This window comes from Limosilactobacillus sp. (genome assembly GCF_051873035.1).
GTDB lineage: Bacteria > Bacillota > Bacilli > Lactobacillales > Lactobacillaceae > Limosilactobacillus.
Window position 1 is genome coordinate 1 of the sequence record NZ_JBJEEL010000049.1, and the last position, 21,281, is coordinate 21,281.

General features: G+C 47.4%; 21 protein-coding genes and 2 tRNA genes. 13 read left to right on the top strand and 10 right to left on the bottom strand.

All coding sequences use genetic code 11. The features are described from left to right. Positions 1-65: 65 nt before the first annotated feature. Both ACI31H_RS04515 and ACI31H_RS04520 read right to left on the bottom strand, forming a co-directional pair. The gene (locus tag ACI31H_RS04515; protein WP_439770806.1) at positions 66-1,388 is read right to left on the bottom strand and encodes a glycosyltransferase family 2 protein; all 1,323 of its coding nucleotides are present in this window, start codon (positions 1,386-1,388) and stop codon (positions 66-68) included. Then, positions 1,388-1,882 carry an ABC transporter permease gene (locus tag ACI31H_RS04520; protein ID WP_439770807.1) on the bottom strand — a complete coding sequence of 165 codons (495 nt, stop codon included), beginning with the start codon at positions 1,880-1,882 and terminating at the stop codon, positions 1,388-1,390. Before ACI31H_RS04520 ends, ACI31H_RS04515 begins: the two co-directional genes overlap by 1 nt. 167 nt (positions 1,883-2,049) lie before the next feature. On the opposite strand from ACI31H_RS04520, the gene ACI31H_RS04525 reads away from it, so the two are divergent. From ACI31H_RS04525 to ACI31H_RS04535, 3 genes are all read left to right on the top strand, one after another. Continuing rightward, positions 2,050-3,180, top strand: a complete 1,131-nt coding sequence (locus ACI31H_RS04525; protein ID WP_439770808.1) for a GGDEF domain-containing protein — start codon at positions 2,050-2,052, stop codon at positions 3,178-3,180. Between the two features lie 32 nt (positions 3,181-3,212). Further along, positions 3,213-3,914 (top strand): EAL domain-containing protein, encoded by a 702-nt coding sequence (locus ACI31H_RS04530; RefSeq protein WP_439770809.1) that lies wholly within the window; start codon positions 3,213-3,215, stop codon positions 3,912-3,914. A 121-nt stretch (positions 3,915-4,035) separates the two neighbouring features. Then, a complete protein-coding gene (locus tag ACI31H_RS04535; protein ID WP_439770810.1) occupies positions 4,036-4,284 on the top strand; it encodes a hypothetical protein in 249 nt (82 codons plus the stop codon). A gap of 62 nt (positions 4,285-4,346) precedes the next feature. Here ACI31H_RS04535 and ACI31H_RS04540 read toward each other — a convergent pair whose 3' ends face one another. Then, entirely contained in the window at positions 4,347-4,823 is a 477-nt protein-coding gene (locus ACI31H_RS04540; RefSeq protein WP_439770811.1) for a hypothetical protein, read from the bottom strand. A 276-nt stretch (positions 4,824-5,099) separates the two neighbouring features. On the opposite strand from ACI31H_RS04540, the gene ACI31H_RS04545 reads away from it, so the two are divergent. Further along, positions 5,100-5,171: transfer RNA gene (locus ACI31H_RS04545), tRNA-Glu, on the top strand. A 5-nt stretch (positions 5,172-5,176) separates the two neighbouring features. Beyond that, a tRNA-Gln gene (locus ACI31H_RS04550) sits at positions 5,177-5,248 on the top strand. A 390-nt stretch (positions 5,249-5,638) separates the two neighbouring features. Here ACI31H_RS04550 and ACI31H_RS04555 read toward each other — a convergent pair. Continuing rightward, on the bottom strand, positions 5,639-6,520 hold the full coding sequence (locus ACI31H_RS04555; protein ID WP_439770812.1) for a sortase domain-containing protein: 882 nt from the start codon (positions 6,518-6,520) through the stop codon (positions 5,639-5,641). A 211-nt stretch (positions 6,521-6,731) separates the two neighbouring features. On the opposite strand from ACI31H_RS04555, the gene ACI31H_RS04560 reads away from it, so the two are divergent. Beyond that, positions 6,732-7,352 carry a TetR/AcrR family transcriptional regulator gene (locus tag ACI31H_RS04560; RefSeq protein ID WP_439770813.1) on the top strand — a complete coding sequence of 207 codons (621 nt, stop codon included), beginning with the start codon at positions 6,732-6,734 and terminating at the stop codon, positions 7,350-7,352. A 61-nt stretch (positions 7,353-7,413) separates the two neighbouring features. Here the strand turns inward: ACI31H_RS04560 and hpt are convergent, their stop codons facing one another. Continuing rightward, a complete protein-coding gene (hpt, locus tag ACI31H_RS04565; RefSeq protein WP_439770814.1) occupies positions 7,414-7,953 on the bottom strand; it encodes a hypoxanthine phosphoribosyltransferase in 540 nt (179 codons plus the stop codon). 310 nt (positions 7,954-8,263) lie between these two features. Between hpt and ACI31H_RS04570 the strand changes: the two genes are divergently transcribed. Together ACI31H_RS04570 and ACI31H_RS04575 are read left to right on the top strand one after the other, a co-directional pair. Further along, the gene (locus tag ACI31H_RS04570; RefSeq protein ID WP_439770815.1) at positions 8,264-9,334 is read left to right on the top strand and encodes an NAD(P)-dependent alcohol dehydrogenase; all 1,071 of its coding nucleotides are present in this window, start codon (positions 8,264-8,266) and stop codon (positions 9,332-9,334) included. 153 nt (positions 9,335-9,487) lie between these two features. After that, on the top strand, positions 9,488-10,345 hold the full coding sequence (locus tag ACI31H_RS04575) for a hypothetical protein (protein ID WP_439770816.1): 858 nt from the start codon (positions 9,488-9,490) through the stop codon (positions 10,343-10,345). Positions 10,346-10,409: 64 nt separating this feature from the next. Here the strand turns inward: ACI31H_RS04575 and ACI31H_RS04580 are convergent, their stop codons facing one another. The 4 genes from ACI31H_RS04580 to ACI31H_RS04595 form a co-directional block, all read right to left on the bottom strand. Further along, positions 10,410-12,665 (bottom strand): collagen-binding domain-containing protein, encoded by a 2,256-nt coding sequence (locus tag ACI31H_RS04580; RefSeq protein WP_439770817.1) that lies wholly within the window; start codon positions 12,663-12,665, stop codon positions 10,410-10,412. Between the two features lie 265 nt (positions 12,666-12,930). Beyond that, the gene (locus ACI31H_RS04585) at positions 12,931-13,782 is read right to left on the bottom strand and encodes an alpha/beta hydrolase (protein ID WP_439770818.1); all 852 of its coding nucleotides are present in this window, start codon (positions 13,780-13,782) and stop codon (positions 12,931-12,933) included. Positions 13,783-13,804: 22 nt separating this feature from the next. Continuing rightward, on the bottom strand, positions 13,805-14,758 hold the full coding sequence (locus tag ACI31H_RS04590) for an alpha/beta hydrolase (protein WP_439770819.1): 954 nt from the start codon (positions 14,756-14,758) through the stop codon (positions 13,805-13,807). 2 nt (positions 14,759-14,760) lie between these two features. Then, a complete protein-coding gene (locus tag ACI31H_RS04595) occupies positions 14,761-15,279 on the bottom strand; it encodes a DapH/DapD/GlmU-related protein (protein ID WP_439770820.1) in 519 nt (172 codons plus the stop codon). Between the two features lie 115 nt (positions 15,280-15,394). On the opposite strand from ACI31H_RS04595, the gene ACI31H_RS04600 reads away from it, so the two are divergent. The 3 genes from ACI31H_RS04600 (at position 15,395) to ACI31H_RS04610 (ending at position 17,090) form a co-directional block, all read left to right on the top strand. Continuing rightward, complete coding sequence (locus ACI31H_RS04600) at positions 15,395-16,282, top strand: LysR family transcriptional regulator (protein WP_439770821.1); 888 nt, start codon at positions 15,395-15,397, stop codon at positions 16,280-16,282. Continuing rightward, positions 16,266-16,751 carry a GNAT family N-acetyltransferase gene (locus ACI31H_RS04605; protein ID WP_439770822.1) on the top strand — a complete coding sequence of 162 codons (486 nt, stop codon included), beginning with the start codon at positions 16,266-16,268 and terminating at the stop codon, positions 16,749-16,751. The genes ACI31H_RS04600 and ACI31H_RS04605 overlap by 17 nt, the downstream gene beginning before the upstream one ends. A 102-nt stretch (positions 16,752-16,853) precedes the next feature. Further along, entirely contained in the window at positions 16,854-17,090 is a 237-nt protein-coding gene (locus ACI31H_RS04610; RefSeq protein ID WP_439770823.1) for a cytochrome b5 domain-containing protein, read from the top strand. 56 nt (positions 17,091-17,146) lie between these two features. Here ACI31H_RS04610 and ACI31H_RS04615 read toward each other — a convergent pair whose 3' ends face one another. Further along, positions 17,147-18,505 (bottom strand): APC family permease, encoded by a 1,359-nt coding sequence (locus ACI31H_RS04615; RefSeq protein WP_439770824.1) that lies wholly within the window; start codon positions 18,503-18,505, stop codon positions 17,147-17,149. A gap of 230 nt (positions 18,506-18,735) precedes the next feature. Between ACI31H_RS04615 and ACI31H_RS04620 the strand changes: the two genes are divergently transcribed. After that, positions 18,736-20,049 (top strand): alkaline phosphatase family protein, encoded by a 1,314-nt coding sequence (locus tag ACI31H_RS04620; protein WP_439770825.1) that lies wholly within the window; start codon positions 18,736-18,738, stop codon positions 20,047-20,049. Then, positions 20,036-21,280 carry an MFS transporter gene (locus tag ACI31H_RS04625; protein WP_439770826.1) on the top strand — a complete coding sequence of 415 codons (1,245 nt, stop codon included), beginning with the start codon at positions 20,036-20,038 and terminating at the stop codon, positions 21,278-21,280. Before ACI31H_RS04620 ends, ACI31H_RS04625 begins: the two co-directional genes overlap by 14 nt. Position 21,281 lies beyond the last annotated feature (1 nt).

Consider the following 21,281-nt stretch of genomic DNA (forward strand, 5'->3'; position numbering starts at 1 on the left):
TGCTTAATTTACGTCATTAAATTCGTTCAAGTTATTTCTTGCAATCTGCCAAAAATAATCGGAGATCAATCATTGCTGTGTGCCTTTCTTTCTGGACTAATCCAGGTGCCGCTCCCGTGTCCCATTACGGTTTTAACGGCTTTTAAGAAGGTCGTTACAATGGTGAGGGGGTTAACGATCCAGGTAAAGAGGAGGTAAATTGGCGAAAACATCAAGTAGCGCAACTTAGCTCCGTTAAAGTCCAAAATTAACGCTGCCAGGACTTGGAAGAGGCCCGCAACTAACTGGAAGTTAACAAAAATCATACTCATAGCAATTCCGTGCCAGACCCGTTCGTAGTTCCCGGTAGTCGCGAAGTAGATCATCAGGAGAATGAAGATAATACTGGTAATCCAAAAGAAAAACGACCAGATAATTGAAAGGGTAGTGTCAGCTAGCATGGAAAGGATAAAACGGTGCCGCCAGGGATGCCGGATGATTTTGGTGAAGTTTGACAACCAGACCTCAGTACCACCCTGGGCCCAGCGCTTTCGTTGCCGGTAAAGGTCGCGAAAGGTTTCCGGAACGTTCATGTGGAAGACGATGTCCGGGGCGAACTTAGGTGTAACGTTCATAAAGTTATGGTCCCAGGCAATGCTAATATCCTCAGTCGCCCGGTCCTGGCGAAAACCACCGACGTTAATTAGAAAGTCCCGGCGGTACATGGTATTAGCACCACTGTAGGCGTACATAGTGTTATTAACCGCGGTCTGGCTACGCTTGATAATCCCGACGATACTTGAAAATTCGACCGTCTGGGACTTACCCCACAGCGTTGACCGGTTGTAAACGTCCATGTTAGCGGTAATGGCAGCGTAGTTAATTCCGTTAGGACCGGTGAAATAGCGCATGTACTTGATGAGGGCGTCCTTTTCCGGGATCGTATCCGCGTCGTTACTTAAGATGTATTCACCCTTGGCAAAGAAGAGCCCGATGTTAAAAGCGTGGGCCTTCCCCTGGTTTTTAGCAATCCGAATTACCCGGAGTTGGGGATAGTGGGCCTGCATTTCTTTTAAAATCGCTGGTGTCTGGTCCGTGCTCCCGTCGTCCATTACCAGGATTTCATAGTTATGGTAGTTGAGCTGGTTGAGTAGGTATTCCAAAGTACCACGGATAACGACCTCTTCATTGTGGGCCGGGATCATGATCGTAACAAAGGGCTCCTTAGTTAGCTCTTTATTCGGTGCCAGTTCTTCGTCGTGGCGAAAAAGCATGTACGAGATGGCCCCAAAGAACCAAAACATGGCACCGAGGATCGGGTAGAGGCACAGGATCAGGTTAATGACTAAGACGAAGGTTAGCCAGGGAGAGCCAGTTTGAAAGGCCTCGTTCATAATATTGGAAACCATTATTCCTTAGCCACCCTTTCCTCACCGTTGATAACCTCACGGAGTTGGTCCTTACTGAGGTTTTGTTCAGGCTTAACGGTAAAATGCTTGGCCTGTTCCCGTTGCTGGCGTTTACCAAACCGTTGTTCCATAAACTCTTCAGCGGCGGCCCGTTCACGGTGATTACGGTTGATGTCGAATAAGGGCCACTTATTGACTAGCCCATGGGCCCGTTGTGCCTGGATATAGCCCATCGTGAGACAAAAAACGGCGATCATCCCTAAGGCAAAAGTTAGAAAGATGGCGAGAAAGTTAAGTTCCTGAAACCCTTCCGCGTAGTGCCAAAAGTAATGACCGTACCGTCCGTGACTGCGGTAGGCAAGGTAGGTAGCGGTAGTAATGATAATTGGCGTAAATAAAACTAACCAACTTAAGAGCATCACCAGTGTCTGTCTAATTTTTAATGACCAGTGACCATGTTCAAAGTATTGGTCCCGGTAATTTTTATCATTCATTTTATTATTAAAAGCGCTTTTCCTTTCATTTGACGTTGTGTGTGAAATTATAGCACACATTGGTAGCGCTATCGGTGCCGATTTTCATTTAGTTCTGGAAAAGGGGAACATTAAGCAGTAAAATTTTTAAGTTGGTAACATTAGCTTTGGAAAAAGGTGGAGTGGATTTGGCAATAAAACTTTTTGATGCGGTTTTCTACCTACCGATAATTGTATCCTGTATGATTATCAGTCAGATCTATTTTGAGCGGTACTGGGTATCATCAGAGAATACTCAAATAAATAGAATCGGGTTAGCCACCGTTATTATTATCACGTACTTTATTCAGGAATACTGTTTATTACAGTTATCACTGTTAAACATAAATGAGGTTGCCTTTATGCAAGTTGTCCCAATGACAATGGTTTTTCGGAATAAGGTTTATAAAATTTGGTGGGGGTTGTTAGTAGTAACCCCACTCTTTGCGAACCTGGCGGAATATTTATTGGGGGTGGTGTCGTTAAGAAGCTGGTGGTTCTGGATTGTTGAATCGGTAGTCTTCTTTGGAATTGGTTGGTTCTTAACCCATTGGCAAGGGGTTAGTAAACGATTGCGTTATTTCTTAGCACTAATGTGTTTAGGAATTGTGGGATTGGTTTCACTAGTTATTACTAACCGGTTTAACCCCGGCAGCGCTGCGGCCGCCACACTGGGAATCCTAGTAATTGCGCTCTTTGAAGACCGGCGCTACCGCAGTGAACAAAAAAACAATCATAAGATGAAACTGCTCCAGCAAGAAAGCGAACGGGATGACTTAACCGGTTTACTTAATTACCGGGCACTGACGCAGGAAATCAGTGCCCTGGCCGGGAAACCGGAGATTCACAATATCGTGATTGGGGCCCTAGATATCGACCACTTTAAGCGGATTAATGATACTTACGGGCACTTTGTGGGGAATGAGGTCCTTAACTATTTTTCGACGGTTTTCCGCAAAAAAATTTATTCGGCCTTTCCTAATCACGGCTATGTTTACCGTTTCGGCGGTGAGGAATTTTCAATCGTGGTTACCAATCATTCCTTAGTCGAGGTTTATAAACTTTTAACGAAGATTGAAAGATCGTTTAACAAGAAGCCGATTATTACTAGTGGTAACGAAAAAGTAACAATTAGCTTCTCCTGTAGTTTAACTAAGCACTTGAAAGGTGAAGTGCTCGATACGACCTTGAAACGGGCCGACAAAATGTTGTATAGTGTAAAAAATAACGGTCGTGGTTGGATTATTACAGATAATCATCATCAGCCGTACGAAAAGTGAACTTTTACAATAAAAAACGTAATAATGAGCGGGTGAATAATATTATTAATAATGAGCAAATGCATAATATATTTCAGCCAATCTTAAAAGTTGACCACTGCCTGAATGCCAAGACGGATTCATACGAAATGCTGTTACGGAATTCAGCAGGTGTCTTTCCGGGGCTGGAATTTTTGCGTAGTTTAGCAACTGAAGAAGGAAATCAGCAATGGATTACGGCTAGTCGCCAATCACTTGATGAGGTTTTACCAGGGCACCGCAATTCCTTAGTCTACATTAATTTGGACCCCTGTCAGTTGGACTTTGAAAATGTCTGGCAGTTTTTGAAAGAAGTTCATACTAAGTATTCACAGCAGGTAGCAATTGAAATTACTGAGCGCCGGGAGAAAGTTCATAATTTAGACTACCTTGACGACGGGATTAACCGGTTAAATGCGTTAGGCTTTGAAGTCGCGATCGATGATGTTTGCGCTGGCGGTAATAGCTATGCCTTTATTGTTCGCCAGCTAGCGGCAATTCGGCGTATTAAGTTATCACTACTATTGTTTAGAGACGAAAACCAGGAAACGGTGGTGGACTTTGTTCGTGCCTGGCACGCGTTTGCTAGTGCTCACCACCTTGAATTTGTGGTGGAAGGGGTAGCTAACAAGCAAATTGCAGAAGACCTAGCTGCTAGTCCCACGATGCTCCAACAGGGAAACTACTGGGGTAAGGGTAATCGTCAGCTCTCTTAAATTTAAAATAGGCAAGCCGTTGACCAACTCGGAAACGACTTGCCTATTTTTACTTATGGATGGGTACCTGTCATCCGCTCTTTTCTTAGTGTAAGATAAGAAGGTAAAAGGAGGGGTTGGAATGGCACGGGATACCTACCAAAGGCCCTTACAAAATGCCAATACGGTGGCAGAGTGTCAGGCGCTATACGAGGCCGAACTAGCTAATAAAAAGCGGGAGTACCGGAAGGACTATCCGGAGACCTATTTGGCAATGGTCGCCGCTCATGAAGTTGATGACTGGATTAAGGCCGAAAACCAGGCCAAGTTGCTAAAGGGCGGTAGTCATTCTTACGGGAACCTTATTCATCGGCAGTTATTGCAAAAGTAAAAAAGTAGGCCCCGGGTATTCAGAATCCTTTTGAATACTCGGGGCTCATTTTTATATACTAGTTATTTATCAGATGTTTCATGTGAAACAGCTATTTTTAATTTTCTTGACCGTGCTTGTAAGACCAGTCGTTGGGTGTAGAGCGTTAATGCGAGGTAGAGGAACATGGTGGCTGAACCACTTTTGGTCAAGTAGTCACTTGTGCCATGAAGGAGAATCATGAGGAGCCACAGGAGGATGGTTAACCAGGTTGCTTTACGGTAAGCTACTCCTGCCTGGTACCAAACCTGACAAGACATTGCGCGGAGGATTCCAAAACCGATGGCTAGGACGACCAAGGAAGTAAGCGTACCGGCAATGGTTACCAGGTTAAATGATAGCTCATGGTTGTCAATTGCTTGAAGGGTAAAATAGACCCCGATTAGCACTAATATTAAGAGCGGCCTTTGGGAAGTTTTGATTTTTCGCGGCCGTAGTTGCCGGTCGATGACGAAAATAATGATTAGGATGTATAAAAAGGCGGATGATAACTGGATCATGAAAACTTTTCCTCCGAATTAAATGATGGTGCTTATTTTAGCAAGGTAACCTTGAAAAAAGGTACGTTTACTGATGAAAGGTTAACTGGCAAGCCTAAGTGGTTAAAATTCTGCCATGAAGTGCAAACCGATTTAAAGATTGGTTATCGTCATCGGGCCGACATTACTGGGTAAAGTGTAATTCGCTGACCCGTTATTGGCCGGCTGTTATAAAGAAAGCTAAAAAGGGGCTTGCTTTTTTAGTGGTAATTTGATAATATAATTAAGCTGTTACTTGACCCGTTAGTCAAGTGGTTAAGACACCAGCCTTTCACGCTGGTATCGTGGGTTCAAATCCCGCACGGGTCATTTATTGGGCTATAGCCAAGCGGTAAGGCAACGGTTTTTGGTACCGTCATGCGCTGGTTCGAATCCAGCTAGCCCAATAAGATCTTAAAAAGCAGAGTAGACGTTATGCCTACTCTGCTTTTTTCTTTTTAGCTAACCCTTCAGCAGTTTCCTTGTTCCAATATCCAGCCCATCCCGTCTGTATTGCCGAATGTAAGTCGAGAACAAGACAAACGGCATAATAAATTCCCAACCGATACTTAAGCTGAGGGCCGACAATAAAGCCCCGGTAAAAAATTAGAAGCTAGCTTAAAAAGGACCCAAGCATCCAGATTCGAACGCTTAGGTCCTCTTATATACTTACAGGGCTAATTTGCCAGTTGCCTTGACGACAGTCCACCTGCGGCGCGGCCAGTGAAGAATGTAACGATAAACCTTGAGTGAGCAAACGTAGCATGGGAGAGAAGCTAGGTAACTCTTTTCTGCTGTCATTGCATGGCGAGCACCTTCTGGCGGATGGTGTCATCGGCAGTGGCCAGTGAATACTCCTTGATGAGCGAGGCGTGAACTAAAAATCGTCGTTGGTTGTCATTGGTGCAGGTCATTAGGGTAATAGTCTGCTTTTCTCCGCTTAACGCGGCCTGAATATCAGTATCGTCAATAATCTGGACACGGTTAATTTCAAACTCTTTAACGGTCTTGAAACTAACGATGATTACTTTCATACCCTGCAAATATAGCTGATACCGTGCTAATGGAGAAAATAGCGCGTTACTGAGTGGTCCTAAGTTGTGTGCGCCAATGGTGAGATGGTCATCACTAGCCAACGATTGTGGCTGCAGCATGCCAGCCCCAAATTGATAAACATCATCATTCGTATAGTCAGCGAACGGCACAGTCATTTTTAATGTGGGAATCATTATGAGCCCGATATATTTAACATCCCTTTTAGAAACTGCCGAAGCATTGAGTTGATCCCGATTAGTTTTACGGCGTCCCATTAGTTTTACGGCGTCCCAGTTGTTTTGCTTATCGCATACCTTGAGTTGAGGGGTTAACCGAGGACGGTAAATTTTAACCAGTAACGATTCAATTGGCGTGAGGTAAGTTGAAGCTGGTAAGTAAACAAAGATAATTACCAGCAGGAAAGTTAGCATCAACTTTGCTCGCGGTGGCAGCTCTGTGACAATCGTCAGCACTACCAACATGGAAAAGGGTAAGATTTTGATTTTCCATTTTTCATTAATTAGCGTTAGTTGTTTTACATCTGCATTTTCTTTTCGTTGGTAGGCACGGCGGAAGATAAAGTTTGCAGTATAAGAAGCTATGATGGCAATAGTCGCTAACTGTGCCAATTGCAACCAATCCATTAGTATCACCTCTTCATTTTGGATCTCGGCTACCTGCCATCGATTAGCATTATTACAAGAATTATTGGTAATAACAATTAAATCGGTGGAAGTTATACCCCGGGGAGAAAAGTTATACTAATGGTGTAAAATATCCACTTTTAATGTAAATGTATTGATAAGCAGCTATAATGAAAGCGCTTAGTTATTAGAAGTAAGGAGCCGATTAAGGATGGATGTACGAACGATTAACACCAGGCAGCGAATACTAACGGGGCTAATCAGGACGTTATCAAAGCGAAAGTTAAGCGAATGTCGGACCATTGATATTATTCAACAGGCCGAAATTAGCAAAAAGACCTTCTACAACTATTTTAGAAATAAAGAGGACTTTATCCACCAGGTGGAGGAAGATATCCTGACCAATTTAAAAAGCTCACTCCGGCGTGACCGACAGATCTTAACCAGTACACACCACGCAACGGCACAAGAAATTGTTCACCTTGCTGGTTCGGCCTTTGATGAAACATTAAAGTATTGTGATGAGCATAAGGATGAATTGGCAGTGTTACTCTCCAATAATGGTGATATTAACCTCTACCATGCGATTGTCAATTTGGCTAATGAAGAATTCGTTGCCCGGGCACCCTATCTTTTTGGGATTACGCCCGCGAAGATGAAGGAGTCCTTCCTCTACCATTTCTTCCAGACACTCTACGTGGATGAAATTATCAACTTACTGATTTTCTGGTTGAACCACCGTGACACAATGAGCGTTGATAATGTTAAATATTTGGCCGGCCTGATCCAGACAAAGTCAACCATGCAACTGATGAAGTCATTAGCAGATTAGTTTGGAGACCGACGAAAAAAGCCGTGGCAGAAGTCGTTAACGACTTCTGCCACAGCTCTTTTTACTTACTGTATACCGACCGTTTTAGGATTCCGATATAAGGGAGGTTACGGTAGAATCCACTGTAGTCTAAGCCATAGCCGACGATAAATTCGTCCGGGACCTTAAAGCCCACGTAATCGGCTTCGACGTCTACCTCACGCCGGTCGGGTTTATCGAGTAGGGCGCAGATTTCAATACTTTTCGCGCCGCGGTTTTGTAATAGGTCGGCCAGGTACTTAAGGGTGTGACCAGTATCAATGATGTCTTCCATGATGATAACGGGCCGCCCCTTAATATCTGACGAGAGGTCTTGAATGAGCTTTACCTGGCCAGCTGACTGGGAACCATTAGCGTAACTCGAAACGTCGACGTAGTCTAAGTTAAGCTTGAAGGGCAACCGCTTTAACATATCGGAGGTAAAAACTAAGGCACCAGTCATTACCGAGACGACCAGGGGGCATTCGTCCTGGTACTTAGCCGTTAGCTGCTTAGCCAGCTCATCTAATCGGCTGTCAACTTGTTTCTGGGTGTATAAGACTTGTTCGATATCGTTATTCATCAAATTCTCCTTCTACTGTTCCGGTAACCCCAACGATTAATGTTCGTGTTTTACGGCAAAATAACTTTATGGGACCTTTTTGACTCTTGAATTTTACCATAAATCTGAACTAATTAAAGGGGTAAGAGCAAAAAATGTGGAAAATAGTTAGTGGAAGGTAAAAGTAAGCTAAATGGTTGACTAGCCGGCATTCTGGAGCCGGGCTCATCTTAACTTCGGCTAAAAACTACCTGTGAGCGTTTGCATAACTTTATTAATAATGCTATATTGTGAAGGTAGTCACGTATTTTAATGGAAAGGTGGAATTTATATGCGTGGTTTTGCTATGCTCGGGCCAAATGAAACGGGCTTTATTGAAAAGGACGATCCAAAGTTAGGACACCGTGATGCCCTAGTTAAGCCAATTGCGGTCGCACCATGTACCTCTGACATTCACACTGTTTATGAGAATGCGATCGGTCCACGCCACAACATGATCCTCGGACACGAAGCCTGTGGGGAAATTATGGCCGTTGGCGATGAGGTCAAAGACTTCAAGGTTGGTGACAAGGTCTTGGTACCAGCTGTTACACCTGACTGGTCAGACGAAAACTCACAAGCCGGTTACGCTTCACACTCTGGTGGGATGCTTGCTGGTTGGAAGTTCTCTAACTTTAAGGACGGGGTTTTTGCTACTCGTTTCCACGTTAATGACGCTGATGGTAACCTGGCCCACATGCCCGCTGGGATGGATCCCGGGGTTGCATGTATGCTATCTGATATGATTCCAACCGGTTTCCATGCTGATGAATTAGCCCACGTTAAGTTTGGTGACACCGTTGCCGTAATCGGGATTGGCCCAGTTGGCCTGATGGCTCTGCGGGGAGCAGTCCTTCATGGCGCTGGCCGGATCTTTGCAATCGGTTCTCGTCCAAAGACGGTCGAAGTTGCCAAGAAGTATGGTGCTACTGACATCATCGATTATCACAATGGTGACATTGCCGACCAGATCCTGAAGGCTACTGATAATAAGGGAGTTGATAAGGTCTTAATCGCCGGTGGTGACACTGAACACACCTTTGACCAAGCATGTCGGATGACGAAGCCAGGTGGTGCAATTGGAAACGTTGCCTACTTGAATGGTAACGACACGATTAAGATCAAGGCCAGTGACTGGGGTGTTGGGATGTCCAACGTTTCAATCGATGGTGGTTTGATGCCTGGTGGCCGTCTACGGATGGAGAAACTGGCTAGCCTGATCACTAACGGTCGCTTAGATCCTTCCCTATTGATCACGCATAAGTTCCACGGCTTCGAAAAGATTCCAGATGCACTGGAATTGATGCACAATAAGCCAGCAGACCTAATTAAGCCAGTTGTTTACTGTGACGACATTGACTAAGATTAAATAATTAAGCCGGTAGGAGGGCGTAAATTGAGCTTTCCTACCGGCCTTTTTAGGTTAATGGATGTTTCATGTGAAACAATACCTGGTCAACGGTATGATTTCCTGATAGAGTAGTGAGGAATAGTTATTAAAGTGGGGAGAAGGAAAATGAAAAGAAGAAATACTGTACTGGCGTTAGTAGCAGCGACAACTTTAATGGCTGTAGCACCGGTAGCTAATCTCGTACCAGCAAGTAATCTGGTAATGACCGCCCAGGCCAGCGCAAGCTATAATGATAGTGAATACGCATTGATGGGCTATTTGGCATTGGATGATTCGATGACTGCCAAAAAGTTGGCTAAAATCCGTTCGTCAAAGGATAGTGTGGGAATACTCCTACACCAAAGAGGTAACCATTACAATATAGGTTTTGGTGCCCACGATACGACCATGATTGTTAATGCTAATGACGTCACCGTTCTTTATGATGCTCCGAAGAGTGATGGTAGTGGGATGGGTGAAAAGAATGCTTCTAAGACCTATTCCAAGGCCGACCTGGCTAACCGTTTTGGCTCGGACAAGGCCTATTTGGACCAGGTAATTACCCGGTACCACCTAAGCACTAGTAGTAACCAGGCGGCACCAACCGCTAAGGTATCAAATACTAGTGAATTAGGCTATGAGACCATTACACCGATGGAAACGGCAGCGGCGATCACTTATTACCGGCAACCACGGATGTTTAAGGATGCACTAAAGTTAGGCGGTATGAACCTGACCCAGAGCGATTCATCGAGTGTTGATGAACCAGGTAATGGGATTATGTTTAGCCTTCTTCCTAAAAATGCCCAGCAGGGGGACTTTAGCTATGCCGTCGACCATGATGGTCAAATCTACTTCTATGGTGCTGGCGACACCCATCATGGTTCGGTAAACCTACGTAAGGTTATCCAGACCGTTAATGACGATGGTGCCGTTAACCAGGTTCGTAAATTGGCCAGTGAAACGGACCTACAGCAGAATTAATTAGTTCAAAATGAAGAGCTCCAAGTATGCGGAAATTTCCGCACACTTGGAGCTCCTTTAAGTATTAGCGACGTTTACGACGGTTGTAGAGGCCAAAAGTAATGAGGTTCAGCAGGAAGGCGATTGAAAGGATCCCTGCTAACTTCCCAGCATCATTACCGCTGTTTCCTAATTGTGGTAATTCCGCTTGCTTTGTAGCCGTGATGCCAGTGGCTGTTGGTGTAGCAGTCACTGTGTTAGTGATGGTAGCTTTTTCTTGCCTACCAGTAACTACCGGTCGGTTGTTGGTCACCGGTGCTGTTGGCGTAACTGGGTTAGGAGCCTTGGCATCGGCAAAGCTTTCACTAGTAGTGCCACTTGGCTTCGGTCCTTCAGGTTCTGGGTCCGGAGTAGGTTCTGGGTCCGGAGTAGGTTCCGGATCTGGAGTAGGCTCTGGGTCCGGAGTAGGTTCCGGATCTGGAGTAGGTTCTGGATCCGGAGTAGGTTCTGGATCTGGAGTAGGCTCTGGGTCCGGAGTAGGCTCTGGATCCGGAGTAGGCTCTGGATCCGGGTCAGGATCTGGGTCAGGATCTGGGTCAGGATCTGGGTCCGGGTCAGGATCTGGGTCAGGATCAGGATCTGGGTCCGGGTCAGGATCAGGATCAGGATCTGGATCTGGGTCAGGATCAGGATCTGGGTCCGGGTCAGGATCAGGATCAGGATCTGGATCAGGATCAGGATCCGGGATCTCGATGAAGGACGGTGGGGTTACGGGGTGAATATCCCACCGGTGGGATTCACCACCGGAGATATTAACGATGTTGGCGATAATATTTCCGTCGATGTTAACACCAGCGTTAACGGTTGCGGATGGTGCCAAAATACTACCCATAAAGCGACCAGAGTTAATGTTGATGGTTTCGACCTTGCTACCAAAATTCCATAGGACGTGGTTTGGTACCGTATGGCTTTCACTATTGTGAATTGGCGTGTTACTGCCATCGTAGTAGAGGTGAACCTGGGTAGCGACGTTAATAGTACCGTCAGCGTTAACTACGTTAATTACCACCGTTGGCCCGTCGGTCTTACTGGAGAGGCCGCGAATGTTAATCGGTTGTGCACCCTGTAAAATGTTGGCCGGAATATTAACGTAGATCACGTTATCCGTTGGCTTAGCGTTAGATACGTCGACATATTGGTTATTCATGTCGGAGAAGTCCCACTTAACGCCGGCCGAAGTTTCCTGGTTACTGTAGAAGTTAGAAGCCGAGATCAGCCGGTTGAAGACCTTTGCAAAGTCAATGTATTGGATATTACCGTCTTTAAAGACTTCCTCTGGCTTTAGGTTATTCATCAGTTGGCCGTTAACGTAAACCTTACCATCCTTTATTTCGACGTTAATATCATTACCGAAGATAACGTGGTTAAAAGTTGGGTTACGGAAAGAGCCAGAATTTAACGCATCCTTCAGTTGTTGGATGTAGTGAATGTCACCCGAGGACAGGTGAATGGAGTCGCCTCGAGTACCAAAGTCAATGCTTCCACCCAGGATACCAACGGCAATGTTACCATTCACGTCGGCGCCTAAGTTGGCCTCATTCGCAAAAATGTGGAAGAGGGAGGCAAGGAGAAGTACGCTCTTGGCGTCAAGGTGGTTAATATCAATTCCGTACTTGTCCTTGAGGAACTGGTCATCGTAGATGGAATCAATAATCCCAATGCCCGGTTGCGTACTACCAGGATTTGACGGTTGTTCCGGCTTTTCTGGTACAACTGGGGCGGTTGGTTGTTCCTCATCAGTCACCGGTGGGTTCGGTACGACTGGCGTGGTTGGTTGCTCCTCGTCAGTTGTCGGTGGGTTCGGCACGACCGGCGTGGTTGGTTGCTCCTCGTCAGTTGTCGGTGGGTTCGGCACGACCGGCGTAGTTGGTTGCTCTTCGTCAGTCGTCGGTGGGTTCGGTACAACCGGGGTAGTTGGTTGTCCTTCATCGGCAGCCGGTGGGCTTGGTACGACTGGTGTCGTTACTTGTCCTTCACCAGTTACCGGCTGGTTAACACCGTCACTAGGGGTGTTAGTTGCGAGTGGCATTTCCGGGGTAGCCACAGAATTAGCCGGTTGGCTATTAGTTGCCAGCGGCGTTATGCCCGTGTTAGCGACCGTTTCGGTAGTACTTACCGTTGTCTGGCCATCATTAGTGTCAGCGTTGGCCACACCGGCATAAGCCCAGGAAAGTCCTAGTAAAACGGAAGCAACCCCGATGCTTAACTTACGTAAACCGAACCGCTGCTTCGTCGGCCGGTTCTTCAACATCATCATTTGTGTATTTTTCTTTGAAAACATGAGTAATCCTCCTGTGATAATAATAAAAAGCAGCAATTAACAGTTACTTTCTATCTATTAGCATCAGTCATAGGGGGGTTAAACCTATCTCTTTGAGCTGTTAGATGAAACTTTTTTCTCTCTATGAATATAATACAATTTGCGAATAATAGTGTATATAGTTTGCGGATGAATTATATAAAGCCTTAAGGCAATCAATAAATTCTTAATAATTAAACGCCCACAAGTGCTGCGGTATGGAAACACTTGTGGGCGTTAATAGTTATTATTTTGTCCATAGGAAGTTGATTAAGGCTTGGTCAACTTGGTGATTATTGTTGTGTAACCGACTGTGTTGGGCACTCCGGCCGTGAAGGGGTAGTTCCCGGTAGGATTTAGCACGGGTGCCAACAAGGTACTTAAGTGATTTTGCGGAGTTAACCGGCACGTCGCCGTCAGAGTGGGAGCCGTTATCTAAATCACCATAGATATTCAGCACCCGGGTATTAGTTGGGAAGTTCTGCCGGAGGGAAAGGAGCTCTTTAAATGTGGGATCTTCGCGAGCGGGTTGACCGGTCTGGGAGTTAACCTTACTCTCAGCGGTAGACTGCCCGACCAGGCCGTTATAGTGCCCAGCGATCGCGACGAGGTGGTTAATCTTTGGTAGGTGTCCAGCATTATCGTTGATGTAGTTAGCGATCTCTATGTTACCCATCGAATGACCAACGAGGTTAATCGCCGGGAAGTGACCCTGCTTTTCTACGGCGTTAACGACGTTTTTAACGTAGGTACCACCGTGGTGGTAGCCCTGAACGTAGTTATTGCGGTAGTGGCTAAGTTTATTGTCGGCCAGGTTAACTTCCACGATCGGGTTAATGGCCCCCTTAGGAATATCCCGGTTAAAGATCACCGTTCCCTGCCGGCTAACGTTTGCCCGGACAATAGTTTTAGTTACACCGGCCTGTTGCGCAGCCCGGGCCATCTTATCTTCAGCATTCGCACTCGACCCCCAACCATGGACAAAGATGGTGGGAACCGTTGATTGACGATAGTGCTGAATGGCCGCCTTGGTGGAACCGGCAGTTACGACACCAGCTACCAGTGCCAGCAAGGCAATTAGGAATTTATACTTTTTCAAAATAAGGTCACCTTCCCATAAGTTATCCCAGGTGCTGGTTAAAGAAGTCCTGGATCTTAGTAAATGGAATCTTATCGACCTGATCGTAGAGGTCGATGTGTTCACAGTCGTCTACAATATACTTCTCTTTAGGGTCACTTGCCAAGTCAAACGCCCGTTCAGAATAGGCGCGGGAATGGGCCCGGTCACCGTAGATAAATAGGATGGGCCGGGGACTAATTTCGTCAATGTAATCGAGGGCAGAAAATTGTAACATGGCGAGGCTCGACGTGGTGGTAAAACCGCCCCGGGCATTCGGGTGATATCCCCGCGGTACGGCATAGAAACGGAACCATTCATTGTTGATCGGGTCCATGTCGGGAAGGTCGTCGACGGAAGGGTAGGGATGGTCCGGGAAGGATGGCTTATATTCCGGCTGACCATTGGCAAAGTCAGTCCACCGTTGCTGAGCCAGCTCCATTTTCATCTTGTCAAGCTGTTCCTTATCGGGCTTCATCATCCCCCGTAAGTCGGTGATGTCATACATTGAGGCGGTAACAACGGCCTTGATTCGTGGATCGACAGCAGCGGCGGAAAGGGCAAAGCCAGCCGAGCCACAAATACCAATAACCCCGATCCGGTTCCGGTCGACGAATGGTACCTGAATTCCTAGGTAGTCGACACTGGCGCTAAAGGATTCCGCAAAGAGCTCTGGTGAAGAAACGTGGCGGGGCTGTCCGCCGGATTCACCCATGTAAACCTGGTCAAAGGTCAACACGACAAACCCACGTTGGGCCAGCTCGTTAGCGTAAACCGCGGGGCCCTGTTCCTTAGTACCGCCATAGGGTGCCCCCACGATCAGGGCCGGGTAGAAATCGGCCTTGCGTTCCTTAGGGTAGTAAAGGTCAGCAGCAATGTTAAGTCCATACCGGTTAGGAAAATGAACATGGTCACGGCGAACAGTTGCAGCTAGTTGGTTGATATAACGTAATGACATAATTATTCCTCCTCAATCTTCTTAATTACTTTGGCGGGGACACCGGCAACGACCGTGTTGGCCGGAACATCCTTAGTGACGACTGCGCCCGCCGCCACAACGGCGTTTTCACCGATTGTCACACCGGGTAGGATGGTGGCATTGGCCCCGACCCACGCGTTCTGCTTGATCCGCACCGGTTTTAGTTCCAGACCATGTCGGTGGGCCGGACTAAGGGGATGGTTAACCGAGGCAATAGTTACCTTCGGCCCAATTAAAACATTATCTTCTAAAGTAATTCCGCCCATGTCGGTGAAGGTGACACTACTATTAATAAAGACATTTTTACCAACCGTCAGGTGCCGGCCAAAGTCGCTATAAAAGGGCAGGCGGATCTCTGTCGTGGGGTCGATGGACCGGCCGGTAATTCGACTAACGAGTTGGCGGGTTTCCGTAAGTGAGTGGGAACCCGTATTGAGTTCTTGGATGAGTGGCTGGTTGATTGCGCAGATTCGTTCAATTTCTTTTTGTGATGGTTGCAATTAATAACGCTCCTTTCAGTGATTACTTGTTGCAACTATCTTAATGAATTACAATGGTAGTGTAAAATACTTATATTATATTGATAACTATAAGTAAACTGCATAGAGGTGCCAAATGGATATTCGGGTTTTACGTTATTTTACAGAAATCGTCCGTGAAGGAAATATTTCAGGAGCGGCCCAGCACCTGCATATTTCCCAGCCAGCACTTTCCCGGCAGATTATGGACCTGGAAAGTGAACTGGGGGTAACCCTCTTTGAGCGGGGGCACCGGCGGATTAAACTTACTCAGGAGGGTTCCTACCTTTATGCCCGGGCCCAGGAGATCCTAATGTTAACGGACCAAACGACGGACCAGTTAAAGAGTGGGGCAGTTGTCAGCGGGACAATTAACATTGGCGCTGGTGAGAGTGGTGCGATCGAACCCGTCATGCAGGTGTTAGCTCAGATTGTGACCCACTACCCCCATGTTCGGGTTAACTTGGTTAGTGGCGATAATGTTGTTCTAAAGCAGCAGTTAGATACGGGTTTACTAGACTTTGCTGTATTAATGGGGCATGAGAACTTAACCGAATATAACACCCTGCCACTAGACACGGTCAACCAGTGGGGGGTTATAATGCCCGCTACCGCAAAATTAGCGCAAAAAACGGCAGTGACTCCCCAAGATTTAGTTGGTCATCCCCTCCTTACGTCAGCGCAAACGGAACGACAGGATACCTTTCGTCAATGGGCCGGGGACCTAATCGACCAGTTTAACTTTATCGGTCAATACAACTTACTTTTTAACGCCGGCCTATTAGTTAAAACGGGCGCCTGCTGGGCACTGAGCTACGCCGGCCTAATTGATACTGCCGATAACGATGAGTTGGTTTTTCGGCCCCTGGTACCGACAGTTAATGATAGTAATATTCTGGTATGGAATAAGGGGGACCAGCAATCCAACGTTAAGCAACTTTTTATTAAGGAAATGAGGGCGGTACTTGATGTTCACAATTACTAGGGTTACGATGGCCGACTTACCCGCCGTTTTGGCAATCGAACGTGCCGGTTTTAGCCCGGCCGAGGCGGGAAGTCCAGCGGCCTTTGCGGACCGGATTAAGACACTAGCAACTACTTTTTTAGTGGCCCGGGATGGTAAACGGGTGGTCGGCTTTGTGGTTGGTCCAGCCGTTGCGGCCCCCTTTGTAAAAGATGAAATGTATGTACATACGCCGGCTAATCTACCACAGGGTGGCCACCAGCTAGTTTTATCGATTGCGGTTGATCCGGCCTACCGCGGTCAGGGAGTAGGCAGCCAACTCTTGACTGCCTTGGAAAAGAAAGCCCGGGCGGCCCACCGGCAAACAATTTCTTTAACTTCATTAGCAAAAAACGTGCCCTTTTATACCCGCAATGGTTTTACCAGGGTCGGGGTTGCGGATTCTAGTCATGCCGGGGAGATCTGGTATAACCTCGTCAAGAAGTTATGATTTTCTTTTATTTAGAATAATTAGCACTATTAGACGGTAATTCAGGGTATCATTAGGGTACGCATAAGCAACAGGAACCGAATAGTAAGGAGGCTTCTGGAAATGACGAAAGAATTTACCCAAGCAGAATTAAAGCAGTACAACGGCCAAAATGGTCAACCGGCCTACGTGGCAATTGAAGGCGTCGTCTATGACGTTTCTGCGAAGAAGGCCTGGTTAGACGGCCGCCACCACGGTAACGTGGCGGGGCAGGATTTAACAAAGGTTTTGGCTAATTTAGCACCCCACGGCGCAAAAGTTTTAGAAGGCTTACCAGTGATGGGTAAGTTGGTTCAGTAACAAGAAACGGGAGCGAGGTAGAAGTCATAAACGACTTCTACCTCGCTCCCGTTTAGTTATTCTTTAGTGAAGTTAAATTCGTCGGCGTGCCGTAGGGAGTAGCTAAAGTAGACGATTAGGCCGAGTGCTAGCCAGATCAGGTAGGTCAACCAGGCCTTTAGGGAAATGCTGACCAGTAAAACGATACAGATGATGATCGAACAGGTCGGGATAACGTTGCCAAACGGTACCTTAAAGGGCCGTTTTAGTTCGGGGTACCGGTACCGTAAGATAATTACGATTAGCGAAATTAACAAGAAGACGGTTAACGAACCGATGTTGGCGATTAGCGCTAGGTAGTGGAGGTCAAACTCACCGGCAAAGACAGCGGCGGCTAACCCGACTAGCCAAATGGCCCGGTTGGGGCTTTGGGTCTTGGTATTTAACGTTGCCAGACCCTTCGGTAAGAAGCGGGACCGGCTCATCGATTTTAGGATATTGGAGCCGGCATAAATAAACGCAAAGACGACGGCCATGATTCCGAGGACGGCCCCGAGGGAGACCACCTCAGCTACGTAATCGTGACCCTTAGCAATTAGCACATATGACATCGCCTCAGATACGTTTAGCTTTTTGTAGGGAACAACCCCGGTCATGACCAGGCTAACGATAATGTAGAGGGCGGTTGACACCACTAGGCAAAGGATAATTGCCCGAGGGATGGTGTGGCCGACATCTTTAGCGTCCTCGGCTGACGTTGCTAGCGCATCAAAGCCCAGGAAGGAGAAGAAAACGGCGGAGGCCCCGGTAAAGATCCCCTGGTAGCCATATGGTAAGAAGGGGTGCCAGTTAGCAGGGTTAACGTGTTGCACACTAATGATGATAAAAAGGAGAATGATGAAGATTTTAACGCCCACCAGGAAGTTGTTGACAACCTTACTTTCACTGGTTCCCCGCGTTAAAATCACCGTCATGAGGAGGATCATTAGGATGGCCGGTAAATTAACATAGCCACCAGCGGCCGGATTAACCAAGAATTTGTGGGGAAGGTTGATCCCTAAAACCGCCAAGAAGGACTGGACATAGCCGGTCCACCCGTTAGCGACGGTGGCGGTAGTGGTAACGTAAACCCCGATTAAGGTCCAGCCGGCAAGGAAGGCGACGAATTTGCCGATTGCTACCCAGGCGTAGAAAAAGGCACTGCCGGAGTTGGGAAGGCTGGTTGTTAGTTCGGAATAACAAAGGCCGATTAAACCACTGGCAAGTGCGGCGATCAGGAAGGAAAAGACAATTGCGGGCCCCGAGTCTTCTGCGGCGACGATCCCGGTTAAAACGAGGATTCCGGTCCCGATGATCGCCCCGATTCCCAAAATGGCAAGGTCAAATAGACCCAGTGTCTTTTCGTGTTCATTGCTTGGCGGCAATTGGTTCTTCATATATCATAATTCCTTTCTCAGAGTGAGTTATTTAATAGGTAATGGACCAAGTCTGGTCCGTTCTTAATGCCAAAATTAATTATGGTTGTGGTTGGAAAATGACACAACACCTTTTTATTATACCGGGAATTAGTTTTTTATACTAATTAGTAATTTTGTTATAATGGCCAATGCATACTATAAGTAAGAATGACCTAACTAAACTAGAACTGAAAAAGGAAGTAAGTTACATGACACAGCGAAAACTAGTTGTGATCTCATTGGATTCACTGGGCTTTCGGGACCTCAATGAGTTACGGGACCTGGTACCTAACGTTGCGAAGTTAATTGACCGGGGAACCTGGGTCAAGCAGGTTCGCGGGATTTTCCCGACCTTAACCTACCCGTCTCACACCTCGATTATTACCGGTCAGTATCCGGCAGTGCACGGAATAGTTAATAATACCAAGCTGCAACCCCGGCGACTATCACCAGACTGGTATTGGTACCGGAAGGACATTAAGGCGACGCCCCTCTATGACGTTGCCCGGGCAGCGGGGATGACAACGGCCGCCTTTTTGTGGCCGGTTACAGCGGGGAGTAAGATTGACTACAATTTAGCCGAGATTTTCCCTAACCGGATTTGGACGAACCAAGTATTAGTATCGTTGAAGGCTAGTTCTCCGTGGTTCTTAATGCAGATGAACCACCGTTACGGTAAACTACGGCGGGGGATTAAGCAGCCGTGGCTAGACGACTTTATCACTGCCTGCGCCGTTGATACGCTCAAGAATAAACGTCCCGACCTCACCTTGATCCACCTGGTCGATATGGATAGCATGCGGCACCGTTATGGCGTCCGGTCTACAGAGGCCAAGGCGGCCTTACAACGGCTTGACGGTCGGGTTGCCCGCCTCATCCGCGCAACCAAGGATGCCGGGACCTATGACCAAACGAACTTTGTGGTGCTTGGTGACCACTACCAGATCAACGTTCACAAGATGATCCATTTAAACCAGCTCTTTGCTAGACAGGGGTGGCTGACACCAGAAGATGGTAAGACCACCTACAAGGGCAACTGGTGGGTCACAGCTAAGACCTGTGATGGTGAAACCTATGTCTATACCCGGGGGCAAGTTGACCTGGGAGAAGTTAAGCAAGTAATCGCCAGTGCCGAAGGGGTGGCCCGGATTTACGATGGTGCCGCCGCCGTCAAGCGGGGTGCTGACCCCCACTGTGCCTTTTTAGTGGAGGCCCAACCTGGTTACTACTTCACGGATGAGGTTAACCGGCCGGCAGTCGTTGAACCGGTCGATCCTGATTCACTTGGTAGCCATGACCGTTACCGTGGGGTTCACGGTTACGGCCCGGACCAACCAGACTACTTTACAACCGCTGTTTTTGCTGGCCCGGATGTTCAGGCCGGCGCCACAGTGGCGGGGGCACAGTTGGTGGATGAAGGACCAACCTTTGCCGCCTTACTCGGCTTAAAGTACCCGGCCCCAACCGCCGGGCAAGTCATCCCGGGTGTGTTGAGAAATGAGGTGCGGCGTGAAGATCAGTAAGAAACAGTGGCAATGGATTTTCTATGATTGGGCCAATTCCGGTTACGGAATCCTGGTCATTACGGCGGTCTTACCAGTGTACTTCAAGGCGGTGGCCCAAGATAGCGGGGTTAGTGCTGCTAATTCAACGGCCTACTGGGGGTACGCCAACAGTTTTGGGACCCTAATTGTTTCCTTGCTGGCACCATTACTAGGGGCACTAGCGGATTATCCCCGGTCGAAACGCCGCTGGCTCAACGTCTTTACCTGGGCTGGTATTATCTTGACCTTTGGCCTGGCACTTCTTCCGCCCCATCTTTGGCAGCTACTACTCTGGGTTTATATTTTTAGTGTAATCGGCTACTCGGGTGGGAACCTCTTCTATGATAGTTTCTTAACCGACGTGGCGGACGACCACCAAATGGACCTGGTATCGTCCACGGGTTATGGAATGGGTTACCTAGGTGGGGTGCTGGCCTTTATCATCTTTTTAGTTGCCCAATTGAGCCATGGCTTTGGTGGCCTGCTCTCTAACTACGGGGTGGCCCGTTTTAGCTTTGTCATTGCGGCGGTGTGGTGGATTATTTTTGCCTGGCCACTGTTGCGGCATGGCCACCAGCGGTACAGTGTGGACGCCGTTACCAATCCGGTTCGCGATAGTTTGCACCGCCTGCGGGTGACGTTTACCCACATTCGTCAGTATCGTCAGGTTACCTACTTCTTGATTGCTTATTTCTTCTATATTGATGGGGTTGACACCATCTTTACGATGGCCACGGCGATCGGGAAGGACCTGGGAGTTGACACGACCATGCTGATGCTGGTCCTGTTGGTGGTTCAGTTGATTGCCTTTCCGTTTTCCCTGCTTTACGGCTGGCTCGCCCGGTGGACGTCTACCCGGGCCGCGGTCTTAACCGGGATTTGCGTTTACCTTTTTATCAGCTTGTATGCCTTACGACTTAATAGCCTCTTTGACTTCTGGTTTCTGGCGATCTTAATTGGTACCAGCCAGGGGGGCTTGCAGGCACTGAGCCGGTCGTATTTTGGCCAGCTGGTACCGAAGGAATCCAGTAGTGAGTTCTTCGGCTTTTACAATATTCTCGGGAAGTTTTCCGCAATTCTGGGCCCGGTAATTGTGGGCGCAGTAACCCAGTGGACTGGTAAGTCAACGATTGGGGTAGCGTCCCTGGCCATTTTATTTACCATTGGGTTAATTTTCTTCTTAATGTTACCGAAATTGGAACAGGATTAAA